Genomic DNA, 16240 nt, shown 5'->3' on the forward strand with positions numbered 1-16240 from the left:
GGGTGTGAGCTGGACGTAGTTGCTGTCGCGGACGAGACGGACGACAGCCTGGTGCGGGATGCCGATGCCCTTCGGCTTGCCCGTGGAGCCCGACGTGTAGACGACGTACGCCAGTGATTCAGGGAAGACGGAGATTTCGGGCGGCGTGGCGGGGTCGGACTCGTACGACGAGCGGTCGTTCTGGATGGAGACCACGGTGTCCGGGAACGCGGAGAGCGCGTCCGGCAGGTCGCCGTCCACGATCAGCGTCTGGACGCCGGAGTCCTCCAGCATGAAGGCGAGACGTTCCGCAGGGTAGCTGGGGTCGAGCGGGACGTACGCCGCGCGTGCTTTGACGATCGCGAGCAGGGTGACGATCAAGTCCGCGCTGCGCTCCATCGACACGCCAACGCGGCTTTCCAGGCCCACGCCGAGATCGATCAGGTGGTGCGCAAGCTGGTTGGAGCGTGCCTCCAGGTCCGCGTAGGTCAGCGTATTCTGGACAGAATGGACAGCGACGGCATCCGGCGTCTTCCGAGCCTGCTCCGCGAACAGCGCCTGGATGGAAGCACCACGCGGGTACTCGGTGGCTGTCGCGTTCCAATCGGCGAGAACGGTGCGCTGCTCGTCCGCGGCGAGGATGGGGAGGCGGGCGACGGGGGCGTCCGGCGCGGCGACGGCGGCATCCACCAGCGCGAGGAAGTGCGCGAGCATGCGGCGGATGGTGGCCGGCTCCCACAGGTCCACGTTGTAGTTGAGGCCGGCCATCACGCGCCCGCCCAGGTCGTGCACAGTGAGCGTCAGGTCGTACTTGGCCGCCTCGTCCGCGCCCTCGGTTTCCACCGGCGCGTCGTCCGGCACGTCCGCGCCGGCGCCGCCCTCGGGCGTGACGAGGTTGAAGCTGACCTGGAAGAGCGGGCCGTGGCTTAGGCTGCGCTCCACCTTCAGCTCCTCCACCAGCTTCTCGAACGGCAGGTCCTGGTGCGCGTACGCCGCCAGCGTGGTCTCGCGCGCCCGGCCCACCAGCTCGCGGAAGGTGGGCGCGCCGCGCAGGTCCGTGCGCAGCACGAGGTTGTTGACGAAGAAGCCGATCAGGTCCTCGGTCTCCGCGCGGTTGCGGCCCGCGATGGGGCTGCCGATCACCACGTCGTCCTGCCCGCTGTACCGGCCCAGCAGCGCGCCGAACGCGGCGAGCAGCGTCTGGAACAGCGTCGCGCCCTCCGCCCGCGCGAAGGCGCTCACGCGATCACCCAGCGCGCGCGGCAGCAGCACCGTGCGGCTCGCGCCCGCGAAGGTCTGCACGACAGGGCGCGGCCGGTCCCTCGGAAGCTCCAGCATGGCGGGGGCGCCGGCGAGCTGCGTCTTCCAGTACGCGAGCTGCGCGTCCAGCACCTCGCCGCTCAGCCAGCGGCGCTGCCAGACCGCGAAGTCCGCGTACTGCACCGCCAGCTCCGGCAGCGGCGAGGGCGCACCGGCCGCGAACGCCTCGTACAGCGCGTTCATCTCGCGCGTGAGGATGTCCGCGCTCCACCCGTCGCTCACGACGTGGTGCATGTTCACCAGCAGCAGCGCGGCTTGGGGGGAGATGCGCAGCAGCGTGGCGCGGAAGAGCGGCCCGCGCTCCAGGTCGAACGGCGCGTTCGCGTGCTCCGAGACCGTGCGGGGGATGCGCGCCTGCTTCTCCTCATCGGACGACGACGACAGGTCGAGAACCGGGAGATGGAAGGCGGACGGCTCGTGGATGACCTGCACCGGCTCGCCGTCCACCTCGGCGAAGGTGGTGCGCAGCGCCTCGTGGCGGCGCACGATCTCGCCCAGCACGCGCTCCAGTACCGCGGCGTCCACGTCGGGCGCCACGGGGATGGTGGCGGGCACGTTGTACGTCGCCGCGCCGGGCATCAGCCGGTCCACGAACCAGAGGCGCGACTGCGCGAAGCTGGCCGGCACCGGCCCGTCCCGCGGCACGCCGACGATGGGGGGCGCGACGATGCCGCCCTGCTCCGCCTCCACGCGGCGGGCGAGCTCCTCCACCGTCTGCGCCTCGAACAGCGCGCGCAGCGGCATCTCGACCTGGAACGCCTCGCGGATGCGCGAGACCACGCGCGTGGCGACCAGCGAGTGGCCGCCCAGCTCGAAGAAGTTGTCGTGGATGCCCACCGTGGCCGCGCCCAGCGCCTCGGCCCAGATCGCCGCCAGCGTCCGCTCCGTCCCCGTGCGCGGCGCCACGTGGCCCTCCGCGTCCGCCGTCTCTTCCGGCGCGGGAAGGGCGCGGCGGTCCACCTTGCCGTTGGCGTTCAGCGGCAGCGCTTCCAGCAGCACGAACGCGCCCGGCACCGTGTAGTCCGGCAGTGCCGACGCGAGCCGCGCGCGCAGGTCGGCCTGCGACGGCGCGGGGCGGTCGGGATCGGGAACGACGTAGGCGACGAGGCGGCGGTTGCCCGGCACGTCCTCGCGTGCGAGCACGGCCACGTCCTTCACGCGCTCGTCGGCCGCGAGCGCCGCTTCCACCTCGCCCAGCTCGATGCGGAAGCCGCGGATCTTCACCTGCCCGTCCAGGCGGCCCACGAACTCGACGGCGCCGCTCGCCGTCCACCGCACCGCATCTCCCGTCCGGTACAGCCGCGCGCCGTCGCCGAACGGGCTGGGAACGAAGCGCTCCGCCGTCAGGCCCTTGCGTCCGAGATATCCCCGCGCCAGCCCGTCGCCGCCGATGTACAGCTCGCCGACCACGCCCACGGGCACCGCCTGCAAGCCGCGGTCGAGCACGTACAGCGTCGTGTTCGCCAGCGGCGCCCCGATGGGCACCGTGAACGCGTCGTCCTCCACCGCCTTCACGCGGTGCCAGGTCGCGAACGTGGTGCTCTCCGTGGGCCCGTAGACGTGCACGAGCCGCCCGGGCCCGCCCGCCTCCAGCACTGCCCGCACGGCGGACGGGTCCACAGCCTCGCCGCCGAAAAGCACGTTGTCGAGAGATGCGAATCCGCCGGGAATCTCCCGCGCGATCTGGTTGAAGAGCGCGGTGGTCAGGAACATCGTCCCGATGCGCATCTCCCGGAGAGCCGCCACGAACCGCTCGGGAGACAGCGTCACCTCGCGGTCGATGCCGATCAACGCCGCCCCGTTGAGCAGCGCGCCCCAGACCTCGAACGTCGCCGCGTCGAACGAGGCGTTGGAGACCTGCGCGACGCGGTCGTTCGGCCCCACCTGCACGTAGTTGCTGTTGCGCACGAGGCGCACGACCGCCTGGTGCGGGATGCCGATGCCCTTCGGCTTCCCCGTCGACCCGCTCGTGTAGACCACGTACGCGAGCGATTCCGGGAAGACGACGGCTTCGGGAGATGCGGGGCTCGCCGCCTCGATCCGCTCCGCATCTGCCGCGAGTGACACGACGGCGCCGGAGAAGGACGAGAGCGCGTCCGGCAGCGCATCTTCCGTCACCAGCACTTCCACGGCGGAGTCCGCCAGCATGAACGCCAGGCGCTCGGCCGGATAGCTGGGGTCGAGCGGCACGTACGCCGCGCCCGCCTTGAGGATCGCCAGCAGCGTGACGACCAGATCCGCCGAGCGCTCCATCGACACGCCCACGCGGCTCTCGATCCCGACGCCGAGCGACCGGAGGTGGTTGGCGAGCCGGTTGGAGCGCGCGTCCAGCTCGGCATACGTCAGCGCGGATGCACCGAATTCGACCGCAACCGCGTCCGGCGTCTCCGCGGCCTGGCGGGCGAACAGCGCGTGTACGGGCTCGTGCGAGGGATACTCCGCCGCCGTCTCGTTCCACTCGCGGGCGATGCGGTGCAGCTCCTCGTCGCCCAGCATGCGCAGCTGCGAGATGCGGCGGCCGGGGTCTGCGGCGGCGGCTTCGAGGATGCGCTCGTAGCGGTCCGCGAGCTGGGCGATGGTGGCCTCGTCGAACAGCTCCGTGCGGTACTTGAGGCTGGCGAGGAAGCCCGTGCGCGCGTCCGTCATGGTCAGCATGAGGTCGGCGAGCGCGGTGCCCGTCTCCTGCGGCGCCGGGAAGAACTGGAGCGTGTCGAACTCCATGGTCTGCCCCGCGTCCTGGAGCGCCCGGGCCTCCGCCTCCAGCGCCGACGCCTTCTCGGTGCGCTCGCGCATCGCTTCCGGCCCGCCGGCCACCACGTCGCTGATGGTGTCGAGCGTGAACATCACCTGGTACACGGGCGCGTGGTCCAGGCTGCGCTCCACGCGCAGCTCGTCCACCAGCTTCTCGAAGGGCAGGTCCTGGTGGGCGTACGCGCCCAGCATGGTCTCGCGGACGCGCCCCAGCAGCTCGCGGAAGGTGGGGTCGCCGGACAGGTCGACGTGGATGGCGAGCGTGTTGGCGAAGAAGCCCACGATGCCTTCCAGCTCCGGCCGCGGGCGGCCCAGGATGGGCGTGCCCACCACCACGCTGTCCTGCCCGCCGTGGCGCTGGAGCAGCACGGCGTACGCGGCCAGCAGCGTCATGAACAGCGTGGCGCCCTCGCGGCGCGTGAGCGCCACCACGGCCTCCTTCGCGCCGGCCGCCACCTCGCACATGAACGCGGCGCCCTCGTGGCCCTGCACCGGCGGGCGCGGCCGGTCCGCCGGCAGCTCGACGAGTGGCGGGGCGCCGGCCAGCGCCTGCTTCCAGTACTCCGTCTGCCGCGCCAGCCCGTCGCCCTCCAGCTGCGTGCGCTGCCAGACCGCGAAGTCCGCGTACTGCAGCGGCAGCGGGGGCAGGGGAGAGGGCCGGCCCGCGAGGAACTCGGCGTACAGCACGCCGATCTCGCGCTCCATCATCGACTCGGACCAGCCGTCCATGATGGCGTGGTGCATGGGCATGTGCAGCACGTGCATCGCCTCGGCCACGCGGAACAGCCGCACGCGGAAGAGCGGCGCCCGCGTGAGGTCGAACGGCTCGCGCGTCATCTCGCCCATCGCGTGGTGGATCCGGGCGCCGGCCTCCTCCTCGGACAACCCGGACAGGTCCTCCACCTCCAGCCGCAGCTCCAGCGAGGGCTCCACGACCTGCACCGGCTCGCCGTCCTCCACGCCCAGGCGGGTGCGCAGCGCGGCGTGGCGGCGCACCATCTCGTTCATCACCCGCTCCATGACCTTCACGTCCATCGGCCCCGGCAGGGCGATGGAGATGGGCATGTTGTACGCGGGGCTGTCGGGCTCCAGCTGGAAGAGGAACCACAGCCGCTGCTGCGAGAACGACATGGGGTACGACTTGGGCGCCGCCGCCTTCTTGGCGAGCAGCGCCGCCAGCAGGCGCCGCTTGTCCTCGGGCGTCTGGCCCGCCGCGGGGCGCGAGCCCACCTCGCTCATCGGGCACCCCCGCGGCAGGGGAACAGATGGCGGGCGGCGGGCGGACGGCGGACGGCGGCGGTGTGCATCGGGTGTGCTCTCATCTACAGCGTTGGGCGGCGCGGCCGCGCCCCGGCGAGCGGCGCGAATGCGGACGGGGAGCACGAGGGCTTCCCCTGCGGCGGAGGCCGTCGCCCGCCCGCAGCGCCCGTTCCGCCACGGTTTGGCGGAGAAGCGCAACGAGGGGGAAGACGGCCCCTGTACGATCAGGAACTTCCAACCAGCCTGTCTTACGATCCTTCTGATATCACGAGCTCACATCGACCGGCCGAGCACGATCCCATTTCGGGAGATGCGTAGCCGGCGGGCCCGGCGGAAGCGTGCTCGCGAACGTCACCGCCTTGACGGCTGAAGCCGCGGGTTACAACGGCGCGAAGCCCGCCTGCGCGGGCTGCTGCCGCGGCATCGGTCGAGACCTCACCATCGGTGCCGCCGCGCCGGGCGTATCAAACGCCCGGCTACGAGCTGCGATCGTCCTGCGGACGAAGCTCCTCACCCCCGCACCGATGCCGCTCGACCCGCCCACCGCAGCGCGCAGCGCGAGTCGCCACCGAACCGGCAGCGAGGAGGCCGTTCGCGGAGCGCGGAACCCCCAGCCTGCTCCACCGCCGTGCCTTCCCCCGCTTGCGGGGGAGGGCAGGCGAGTTTTACGAGCCGGGTGAGGGCCCCCCTCCGAGCCGCGACCAGCCTCCCCCGCGACCCGGCTCCTCGCCGTCCCCCCCGCCCTCAGTCCCCTAAACCTCTTCCTCGCCCGCCGAGAGCTGCGCCAGCAGCGCCTCCATCTCCTCTTCGGACAGGTCGTCAATGCGGGCCAGCAGGTCGTTCGCGTCCTCACCGCGATCCGCGCGCTGGATCGCCTCCACCGGCCCGGCCCCGGCGCCTTCACCGCGGGCCACCGCCTCGGCCATCTCGGCCACGGTGGGCCCCTCGAAGAGCACGCGAACCGGAAGCTCCACCTCCAGCACCGACCGCACGCGCGACACCACCTGCGTACCCAGCAGCGAGTGCCCGCCCAGTTCGAAGAAGTTGTCGTACACACCGATGGGGCTGATGCCGAACAGCTCCTCCCAGATGGCCACGATGGCGCGCTCGGAGTCCTCGCGCGGCTCCACGTACTCGACCTGCAGGTTGGGGCGCGGGTGGGTCGTCCGGGCGCCGGGCTCCTTCGGCAGCGAGGCCTCGGCCACCTCCTCCACCACCTCGCGCGGCGGGGCGCCGGGCGCGTCCAGCCAGTAGCGGCGCCGCTCGAACGGGTACGTGGGAAGCGGCACGCGGCGGCGCTCCTCCGTGCCGGCCAGCGCCCGCCAGTCGATGCGGCGCCCCGCGATCCACAGCGCGCCCACGGCCTTCAGCACCGCCGCGCGGTCCGAGTCGCCGAACGTGCGCATCATCGACGGGATCACGGCCTGCGCGGGGGCGCGGTCGGGATGCGCGCGTGCCGAGCCGGAGAGCAGGCCGCCGGGGCCCACCTCCAGCAGGATGCGCGCGGAGTCCGACACCAGCTCGCGCGCCGCGTCCGCGAAGCGCACGGGCCCGCTAAGGTGCCGCACCCAGTGCGTCGCATCCGCCGCATCCCCCTCAGTGATCCACTTCCCCGTGACGCCGCTCACGAACGGGATCGACGCCTCGCCCGTGCGCACCTTCGCGGCGCGCTCGGCGAACGTCTTGGCGGCGGCCTCCAACCCCGACGCCGTGGGTGCATGCCGCACCGGCTGGCGCTGCGCGCCGATGCCCGCGGCGGCGAGACGCTGCTCCGTCTCCTGCACGTCCTCGCCCGGGCCGGTGAGCACGGTGAGCGACGGGCCTTCCAGGGAGAAGACGACCGTGTCGCCCGCCATGTGCTGCCGGACCTCCGCCTCCGGGCGGCCGACCACGAGCAGGCCGCCCTCGGCCATCTCCTCCATCAGCCGGCCGCGCTCGGCAACCAGCGCCGCCGCGTCGTCCAGCGACAGCACGCCGGAGAGCGCAGCGGCGACGTACTCGCCCACGCCGTGGCCCACCATCGACTCGGGCTCCACGCCCCACGCCATCCAAAGCCGCGCCAGCGCGTAGCTGGTGGCGAAGATCCCCGGCTGGCCCATCGCCGGCCCCATCAGCCTGGCGTGCGCCTCGCCCGCGGCGTCCTCGGTCGTGGGATAGAGCAGCGTGCGGATGTCGGCGCCGAGCGGCTTCTGGAACGCCGCGGCGCAGTCGTCGATCGCGTCGCGGAAGGCTTCCTCGCCCTCGTACAGGTCCGCGCCCATGCCCGCGTGCTGCGCGCCCTCGCCCGGGAACATGAAGACGACGGGGTGCTCCTCGGGCTCGCCGGAGCCGGTGGAGACGCGGCCCGGGTTCATCGCGGCCAGGGCGGACGCCGCGTCCGCTACGTCACGGACGACCGCGGCGCGCCGGTGCGCGAACATCCTCCGGCCGGCCTGGAGCGTGAACGCCGTGTCCGCCAGGTTCGCGTCCGGGTTCTCGCGCAGGTAGCCGACCAGGTTCTTCGTCGCCGCGTCGAGCGCGCTGGGCGTCTTGGCGGAGAGGATGACCAGCTGCCACGGCCGGTCCTCCGTCTCCGTACGCTCCGGCGACTCCTCGAGCACCACGTGGCAGTTGGTGCCGCCGATGCCGAAGCTGGACACGCCGGCGCGGCGCGGGGTGCCGTTGCGGGGCCAGTCGCGCACCTCGGTGGGCACGTAGAACGGCCCGGCGGCGAAGTCCGCCTGCGGGTTGGGACGCTTGAAGTGCAGGCTGGGCGGGATCTGCTTGTGGCGCAGCGACTGCACGGCCTTGATGAAGCCGGCGATGCCCGCCGCCGAGTCCAGGTGGCCCAGGTTGGACTTCACGGATCCGATGGCGACCGAGTTCGGCTTGGCGCCGCTGCCGCGGAAAGCCTGCGTGAGCGCCGTGACCTCGATGGGGTCGCCCAGCGGCGTGGCCGAGCCGTGGCACTCCACGAAGCCGATGCTCTCCGGCTTCACGCCGGCGATGGCCTGCGCCTCGGCGATCACCTCGGCCTGGCCGTCCACGCTGGGCGCCGTGTAGCCGATCTTCATCGACCCGTCGTTGTTGATCGCCGAGCCCTTGATCACTGCGTAGACGGTGTCGCCGTCCGCCAGCGCGTCGTCCAGCCGCTTGAGGACGACCACGCCCAGGCCGCTGCCGGACACGGTGCCCTTGGCGTCCGCGTCGAAGCTGCGCGTGTGGCCGTCGTTGCTGGAGATGCCGCCCTCGTCGTACATGTAGCCGGTGTAGACGGGGGTGTTGATGCCCACGCCGCCGGCCAGGGCCATGCCGCACTCGCCGTTGAGCAGGCTCTGCGAGGCCACGTGGATGGCGACCAGCGCGGTGGAGCAGGCCGTCGAGACGCTGAGGCTGGGGCCGCGCAGGTTCAGCTTGTAGCTGGTCCACGTGCTCACGAAGCCGCTGCCGGTGAGCAGGCTGGCCTGCAGGCCGCCCAGCGCGTACAGGCCGTGCGGGTTCACCATGGTGTTGTACAGCATGTAGCTGCTGCTGCTGGCCCCGGCGTACACGCCGATGGGCCCCTCGGCCGTCTCGCTGTCGTAGCCGGCGTGCTCCAGCGCGGTCCACGCCACCTCCAGGAAGTGGCGCGTCTGCGGGTCCATGATCTCGGCCTCGCGCGGGCTGTAGCCGAAGAACGGGGCGTCGAAGTACTCCGTCTGCTCCAGCACGCCCTTGGCCTTCACGTACGCCGGGTCGGCGATCTGCTCCTCGCTCACCCCCACGGCGCGCAGCTCGTCGTCGGTGAAGAAGGTGATGCACTCCACCCCGTCGCGGATGTTGCGCCAGTAGGCCTCCACGTCGGCGGCGCGGCTGAAGCGCCCCGCCATCCCGATGACGGCGATCTCGTCTCCGTGCCCGTCCCGCTCCGAATGCTCCGCCATGGTCCCGCTCTCCTCTGTCGCTGAAACGATGTAGGGGTGAGGCTCGCGCCTTCGTATTCTCTGTCGATGCCGCGCCGCGCCCGCGGTGGCCCGCAAGGACCGTCGCGAGACGGAAGGCGCCTGGTGCGTGGAAGGCGGACGGGTCCGTGGGGAGCCCGTCCGCCGTCGCTTTCGCCCGCCTTCGCGGGTCAGTCGTCCTGGCCGCCGCCGCGCCGAACGTCGCGCCGCCTGCCGCGCGAGGCCCGCCGCGCCTCGGCCCGCTCCTGGCCGCGCTGGGGCGCCTTCTCCTCCTCGGGGCCCGCCGCCAGGTGGTCCGCGAGCGAACGAATGGTGGGGAACCTGAAAAGTACCATCATAGGGGTGTTTTGATCAACCCTTTCCCGCACCTTTTGGTGGACCTGCGTGAGGAGCAGCGAGTGCCCGCCCAGGTCGAAGAAGTTGTCGTGCACCCCCACGCGGTCCACCCGCAGCACCTCGCGCCAGATGTCCGCCAGCGTGCTCTCCAGCCCCGCGCGGGGCGCGACGAAGCCCTCTCCCGTCGCGCGCGTGCCGTCCGGCGCGGGCAGGGCGCGGCGGTCCACCTTGCCGTTGGGCGTCATGGGCAGCGCGTCCAGCACCACGAGCGCGGAGGGCACCATGTAGTCCGGCAGCTCGCGCCGCACGAAGGCGCGCAGCTCGTCCACCACAGGAGGACTAGTCGAATCGGACGGGACGACGTAGCCGATGAGGCGACGGTCGCCCGGTGCGTCCTCGCGGACGATGACCACGGCGTCGCGGACCGAGTCGTGGCGGGCGAGGGCCGCTTCCACCTCGCCCAGCTCGATGCGGTAGCCGCGGATCTTCACCTGGTTGTCCAGGCGCCCCAGGTACTCCAGCGCCCCGTCGCCGCGCTGGCGGACCAGGTCGAGCACGCGGTACATCCGCGACCCTGGCGCGCCGAACGGGTCGGGGACGAAACGCTCCGCCGTCAGGCCTGGCCGGTCACGGTAGCCGCGCGCCATCCCGTCGCCCGCCGTGTACAGCTCGCCGGGGACGCCGACCGGCGCGGGGCGGAGGTGCCGGTCCAGCACGCGAAGCTGCGTGTTGTCGACAGGGAAGCCGACCAGCATCGGCCCCTCGTCGCCCTTGGGGACGACGTGGACGGCCGTGTAGGTCGTATCCTCCGTGGGCCCGTAGCAGTTCAGGATTCGGTCGACGTGGTCCAGCTCGTACAGCCGCTGCGCCAGGTCGTTCGGCAGCGGCTCGCCGCCCAGGTTCAGCGAGCGCACGGTGGATGGGATCGCGTCCATCCGCAGCAGCTCCGCGGCGGCGGACGGGACCATCGACGCGAGACGGACCTCGTGCCCCGGCGGCAGGTCGGCCAGGGACAGCGCGTTGTCCACCAGCACGAGCTTCCCGCCCCACGAGAGCGTGCCGAAGATCTCCGCGATCGACACGTCGAACGAGATGGAGGTGGAGCCCAGCACGGCCGAGCGGTCTTCGTCGGAGACGTTGTCGCGGAACCAGTGCAGGTACGCGGCGGTGCTGCGGTGCTCGATCGCCACGCCCTTCGGCCGGCCGGTGGAGCCCGACGTGTAGATGATGTACGCCAGGTTCTCCGGCCGCACGCCCGGCTGCGGATTCCCCGCATCTTCCGACGCCCACGCATCTTCCGAGTCGAGGAGGACGACGCGGGCCCCGTGCTCCGGCAGCGCCGATGCGAGCGACGACTGCGTGAGCAGCGCGTGCACGCGGCCGTCGCCCAGCATGTAGGCCACGCGCTCCGGGGGATAGATGGGGTCCAGCGGCACGTAGCACCCGCCCGCCTTCAGCACCGCCAGCATCGCCGCGATCAGGTCGGGATTGCGCTCGGCGTAGATGCCGACGGCCGTCTCCGGTCCCACGCCGATGCCGCGGAGGTGGTGCGCCAGGCGGTTCGCGCGCTCGTTCAGCTCGCCGTACGTGACGGTGCGCCCGGCGTGCAGCAGCGCGGGCGCGTCCGGCGTGCGAGCCGCCTGCGCCTCGAAGAGCTGGTGAATGCACGTCTCGCGGGGATGGTCCGCGGTGGAGGCGGCCCAGCGCTCCTCGATCTCCCGCCGCTCGTCGGGGCCCACGAGGTCGTACTCGGAGAGCGGGAGTCCGGGGTCGTTGACCACGCCCTCCAGCACCGCGCCGAAGTGGCCGACCATGCGCGTGGCCGTCTCCTGCCCGAACAGGTCGGTGTTGTAGCGGATGTTGCCGAAGATGCCGCGCCCCGTCTCGTACAGCGTGACCGTCATGTCGTACTTCTCGGTCTCGTTCTCGGAGCTGATCTGGTCGCCCTTGGTGCCTTCGATCAGCGGCTCGTCATCGTCCATCCCCGGCGTGTTGAGGAGGTTGAAGACGACCTGGAAGACGGGCGAGTGCGCCAAGCTGCGCTCCACCCGAAGCTCCTCCACCAGCTTCTCGAACGGCACGTCCTGGTGCGCGTACGCCCCCAGCGTGGCCTCGCGCGTGCGGCGCAGCGCCTCGCGGAAGTCCGGGTCGCCGGAGAGGTCCACGCGGATGGGCAGCGTGTTGATGAAGAAGCCGATCAGCCCCTCCAGCTCCGTCTGTCCGCGCCCGGCGATGGGAGTGCCGACCACCACGTCGTCCTGCCCGCTGTAGCGCTGCATCACCACGTTCCACGCGGCGAGCACGGTCATGAACAGCGTCGCGCCTTCCTTGCGCGACAGCGCCATCAGGCCCGCGGAGAGGTCGCCGGGGAAGGCGAACGCGACCGCGTGGCCGCGGTAGCGCTGCACGGCGGGGCGGGGGCGGTCCGTCAGCACCTCCAGCATGGCCGGGGCGCCCGCCAGGTGCTGCTTCCAGAAGCCGAGCTGCCGGTCCAGCTCGTCGCCGCTCAGGTACTCGCGCTGCCAGACCGCGTAGTCGGGATACTGGATGGGCAGCTCTTCCAGCGGCGATTCCTGCCCGGCCTTGAACGCCGCGTACAGCGCCGAGAACTCGCGGTTCAGCACCCCGATGCTCCACCCGTCGCTGACGATGTGGTGCATGTTCATGATGAGCGCGTTGTCGTCGGGCGCCAGGCGCACCAGCGTGCTGCGGAAGAGCGGCCCGCGCGCGAGGTCGAACGGCCGGCGCGCGTCCTCGACGGCCAGGCGCTGGGCCTCGGCGTGGCGCTCCTCTTCGGAGAGGTGCGAGAGGTCCACCACGTCCAGCGCGGCGGCCTTCTGGCCGTACACCACCTGCACCGGCTCGCCGTCCTGCATGCGGAACACGGTGCGCAGCGACTCGTGGCGCCGCACGATCTCGTCGAGGGCGCGGCGCAGGGCGGGCTCGTCCACGTGGCCGGCCAGGCGGTTGGCGCTGGGCATGTTGTACACGCTGCCGCCGGGCTCCAGGCGGTCCAGGAACCAGAGGCGCTGCTGCGCGAACGAGCAGGGGAAGACGTACACGTCCTCGTCGGCGGCCGGTGCGGCGCCGTGCTCTTCTGCGGAATCGGTGATCGTGCTCATGGTGGGTATTCGCTTCTTTTTCGGAAGATGTGCGGCGCGCGATGATCGCGGTCGCATCCCTGGTGTGCGAAGTGGTTCGTAGCTGGCGCTGGCGACTGAAGTCGCGGCAACGACTGCGCAAAGTCCGCCTTCGCGGACTAACTGCATGGTGGCGTGGAGCTACCGTCCGCGCGCCGCCCTACCTTCCGACGGGCGATGATGCAGACGCCGCCGCGATCCTACAGGTAGGGGCCGACCCGTGTGTCGGCCCGTGCTGCGGCAGCATGGTAGCCCGTCCTGCGCGACGTCGCTGCGGATGGGCGGGAGCACACGTAGGTGCTCCCCTACCAGGCGTTTAGCGCGTCGATAATCGTCGCGGGCGATGCTTGCTCGCGTGCGGCGCGCGCGTCAGCGCGTGCGGCGGTCGCGGCGGGTGCCGCGGGCGGCGCGGCGGGCTTCGGCGCGGGCGTGGCCCTTCTCGGCGCTGGCTTCGTCGTCGGCGTCGCCGGCCAGGTGCGCGGAAAGCGTGCGCACCGTGGGGAAGCGGAAGAGCGAGACCATCGGCACGTCCTGGCCGAGGCGATCCTTCAGCTTCGCCTGCACCTGCGCCAGCAGCAGCGAGTGGCCGCCCAGCTCGAAGAAGTTGTCGTTCACGCCCACGCGCTCCACCTGCAGCACCTCGCGCCACACGGTGGCGATGGCCTCTTCGACGTCACCTTCCGCGGCCACGAACTGCGCGGCGGCGTTGTCCGACGCGTCGGGGGCGGGAAGGGCGCGGCGGTCCACCTTGCCGTTGGGCGTGAGCGGCAGCGCGGGAAGCGTTACGAAGTACGCCGGAACCATGTAGTCCGGAAGCCGCTCCCCCGCATGCTCCCGCAGCGCCGCGGGCGAGACGTCTGCATCCGCGCCCGCGGGGACGACGTATGCGGCCAGGCGCAGGTCGCCCGCGCCCACGGTGCGCGCGATCACCGCCGCGTCCGCGAGGGCGGGGTGTGCGCGGAGCACGCTCTCGATCTCCCCCGGCTCGATGCGGAAGCCGCGCACCTTCACCTGCTCGTCCACGCGCCCCAGGTACTCCACCGTGCCGTCCGGCAGCCAGCGGCCCCGGTCGCCCGTTCGGTACAGCCGCCCGCCAAGCTCCGCCGAGAACGGGTCGGGGACGAACTTCTCCGCGGTGAGCCCCGCGCGGCGGAGGTAGCCGCGGCTCACGCCCGCCCCGCCCACGCAGATTTCGCCACTGACGCCGATGGGCGATGGCTCGCCCGCGGCATCCAGCACGTACACGCGCACGTTCGCGATCGGCTTGCCAATGGGCGGCCTCCTCTCGCCGCTCTCCTCCGCCGCGATGGTGGCGCAGACCGTCGTCTCCGTCGGCCCGTACGCGTTCAGGAACCGGCGGCCTCCGCTCCATCGCCGCGCCAGGTCCGCCGAGCACGCTTCGCCCGCGGAGACCAGCGTCCGGAGATGCGGGAAGTCCGTCTCCGGCATCGCCGTGAGCACCGACGGAGGCAGCGTGGCGACGGAGATGCGCATCTCCCGAAGCGTCCCGACCAGCGGATCGCCGGGCATCAGCGCATCCTGCGGCGCAAGCACCAGCGTCGCGCCCGCGAGCAGCGCCGTCAGCACCTCGGACACCGCGGCGTCGAAGCTGAACGACGCGAACTGGAGCACGCGGCTCTCGCCGGAGATGCCGAACGCCTCGATCTGCGCCCGCGCGAGGTTCGCGACCGCATCGTGCGGCACCATCACGCCCTTCGGCCTACCGGTCGAGCCGGACGTGTAGATGATGTACGCGAGACTCGCCGGATCGACATCCACCGACAGGTCCGAATCGTCAGCCGATGCGACATCTTCCGACTGCTGGTCAAGCAGGACGATCCGCGCGGAGTTATCAGGAAGATCGGCGGCGAGCGTGGACGTGGTGAGGAGGACGGGCGCGCCGGAATCCTCCAGCATGTAGGCCCGCCGGTCCTTCGGATATGCAGGATCGACGGGGAGATACGCGCCGCCCGCCTTCAGCACGGCGAGCAGGCCAACCACCATCTCCGGCGACCGATCTACCGAGATCGCCACCGGCACATCTGCCCTGACGCCGAGGCTCTGGAGATGGCGGGCGAGGCGGTTCGCGCGTGCGTTCAGCTCCGCGTACGAGAGCGACGCATCGCCGAAGACGAGGGCCGTCGCGTCCGGCGTCTCACGCGCCTGACGCTCGAACAGCGCGTGGACGGTGGATGCGGGGCCGAGGTCGCGCTCCGTGTGGTTCCATGTGCGCACCAGCCGCTCGCGCTCCTCGCTGCCCGTGAGCGGGATGCGCGAGATGGGGCGGTCGGGGTCCGCTGCGGCCTCTTCCAGCAGCTTCTGGAGATGGTCGAGCAGCCGGCGGGCGCTGGCCTCGTCGAAGAGGTCCGGGTTGTAGCTGAGCGAGAGACGGACGCCGTCGCCGTGCTCGGTGCAGTTGAGCGTCAGGTCGTACTTCTCGGTGTCGTCCGCCATCCGCACGGACGCGAACTCGGTGCCGGAGAGCGACGTAGCCCCGGTGAGCGTCGGCGCGTTCTGGAGCACGATCATCACCTGGAACACCGGCGAGTGCGCCAGGCTGCGCTCCACGTGCATCTCCTCCACCAGCTTCTCGAACGGAAGCTCCTGGTGCGCGTACGCCCCCAGCAGCCCCTCGCGGACCCGGCCCACCAGCTCGCGGAACGTGGGATCGCCGGAGAGATCGGTGTGCAGCGCGAGCGTGTTGATGAAGAGGCCGATCAGCGCCTCGGTCTCCTCGTCCATCCGCCCGGCGATGGGAGTGCCGACCACGACGTTCTCCTGCGCCGCCCATCTCCCGAGAACCGTCTTGTACGCGGCCAGGAGCACCATGAACATCGTGGCGCCGTCGTGGCGGGCGAGCGCCTGGAGCCTGTCCGCCAGCGCGCGGGGCACGTCGGCCTTGGCGGTGCCGCCGCGGTACGACTGCGACGCGGGGCGCGGCCGGTCGGTGGGCAGCTCCAGCACGGGAGGCGCCCCGGCCAGGTGCTTCTTCCAGAAGCCGATCTGCTGCGCCAGCCCGTCGCCCGCCAGGTGCTCGCGCTGCCAGACGGCGAAGTCCGCGTACTGGATCGCCAGCTCGGGAAGCGGCGACGGCTTTCCGGCGCGGAAGGCGTCGTACAGCGTGTTCAGCTCGCGCATGAACACGCCGATGGACCACGCGTCGCTGAGGATGTGGTGCATCGCCAGCGCGAGCACGTGGTCCTCGCTGTCCGCGCGGATGAGCGTGGCCTGGAAGAGCGGCCCGCGCTCCAGGTCGAACGGCTGGTTCAGCAGCTCCGACACCCTGTCGTGGAGCACCTGGTCACGGTCGTCCCCGGCCACGCCGCCCAGCTCCACCACGGGCAGCGGCACGGTGCGGGGTGGGGAGATGACCTGCACGGGCTGGCCGTCCGCCACCGAGAAGGTGGTGCGCAGCGTCTCGTGGCGGCGGACGATCTCGCTGAGCGCGGCCTCCAGCGCGGGCACGTTCAGCGGGCCCACCATGCGCAGGGGCAGCGGGCTGTTGTAGAAGGTGCTGCCCGGCTCCAGCCGGTC

Annotated in this window: 4 protein-coding genes; all 4 read right to left on the reverse strand. The window is 71.7% G+C overall.

Going from position 1 to position 16240, the window contains the following annotated elements; translation table 11 throughout:
* Positions 1-5289 (reverse strand): amino acid adenylation domain-containing protein (locus VFE05_08635; GenBank protein HET6230122.1); only part of this gene is annotated, 5289 nt, incomplete at its 3' end.
* Positions 5290-6062: 773 nt separating this feature from the next.
* Entirely contained in the window at positions 6063-9212 is a 3150-nt protein-coding gene (locus VFE05_08640) for a type I polyketide synthase (GenBank protein HET6230123.1), read from the reverse strand.
* Between the two features lie 188 nt (positions 9213-9400).
* Positions 9401-12688, reverse strand: coding sequence for an amino acid adenylation domain-containing protein (locus VFE05_08645; protein ID HET6230124.1), 3288 nt, complete (start codon positions 12686-12688; stop codon positions 9401-9403).
* A gap of 387 nt (positions 12689-13075) precedes the next feature.
* On the reverse strand, positions 13076-16240 hold a 3165-nt coding region (locus tag VFE05_08650; GenBank protein HET6230125.1), incomplete at its 5' end, for an amino acid adenylation domain-containing protein.

It is taken from the genome of Longimicrobiaceae bacterium (assembly GCA_035696245.1).
GTDB lineage: Bacteria > Gemmatimonadota > Gemmatimonadetes > Longimicrobiales > Longimicrobiaceae > DASRQW01.

Coding starts and splice junctions, on each gene's coding strand:
- VFE05_08645 (HET6230124.1), bottom strand. CDS start 12,688: ATGAGCACGATCACCGATTCCGCAGAAGAGCACGGCGCCGCACCGGCC.
- VFE05_08640 (HET6230123.1), bottom strand. CDS start 9,212: ATGGCGGAGCATTCGGAGCGGGACGGGCACGGAGACGAGATCGCCGTC.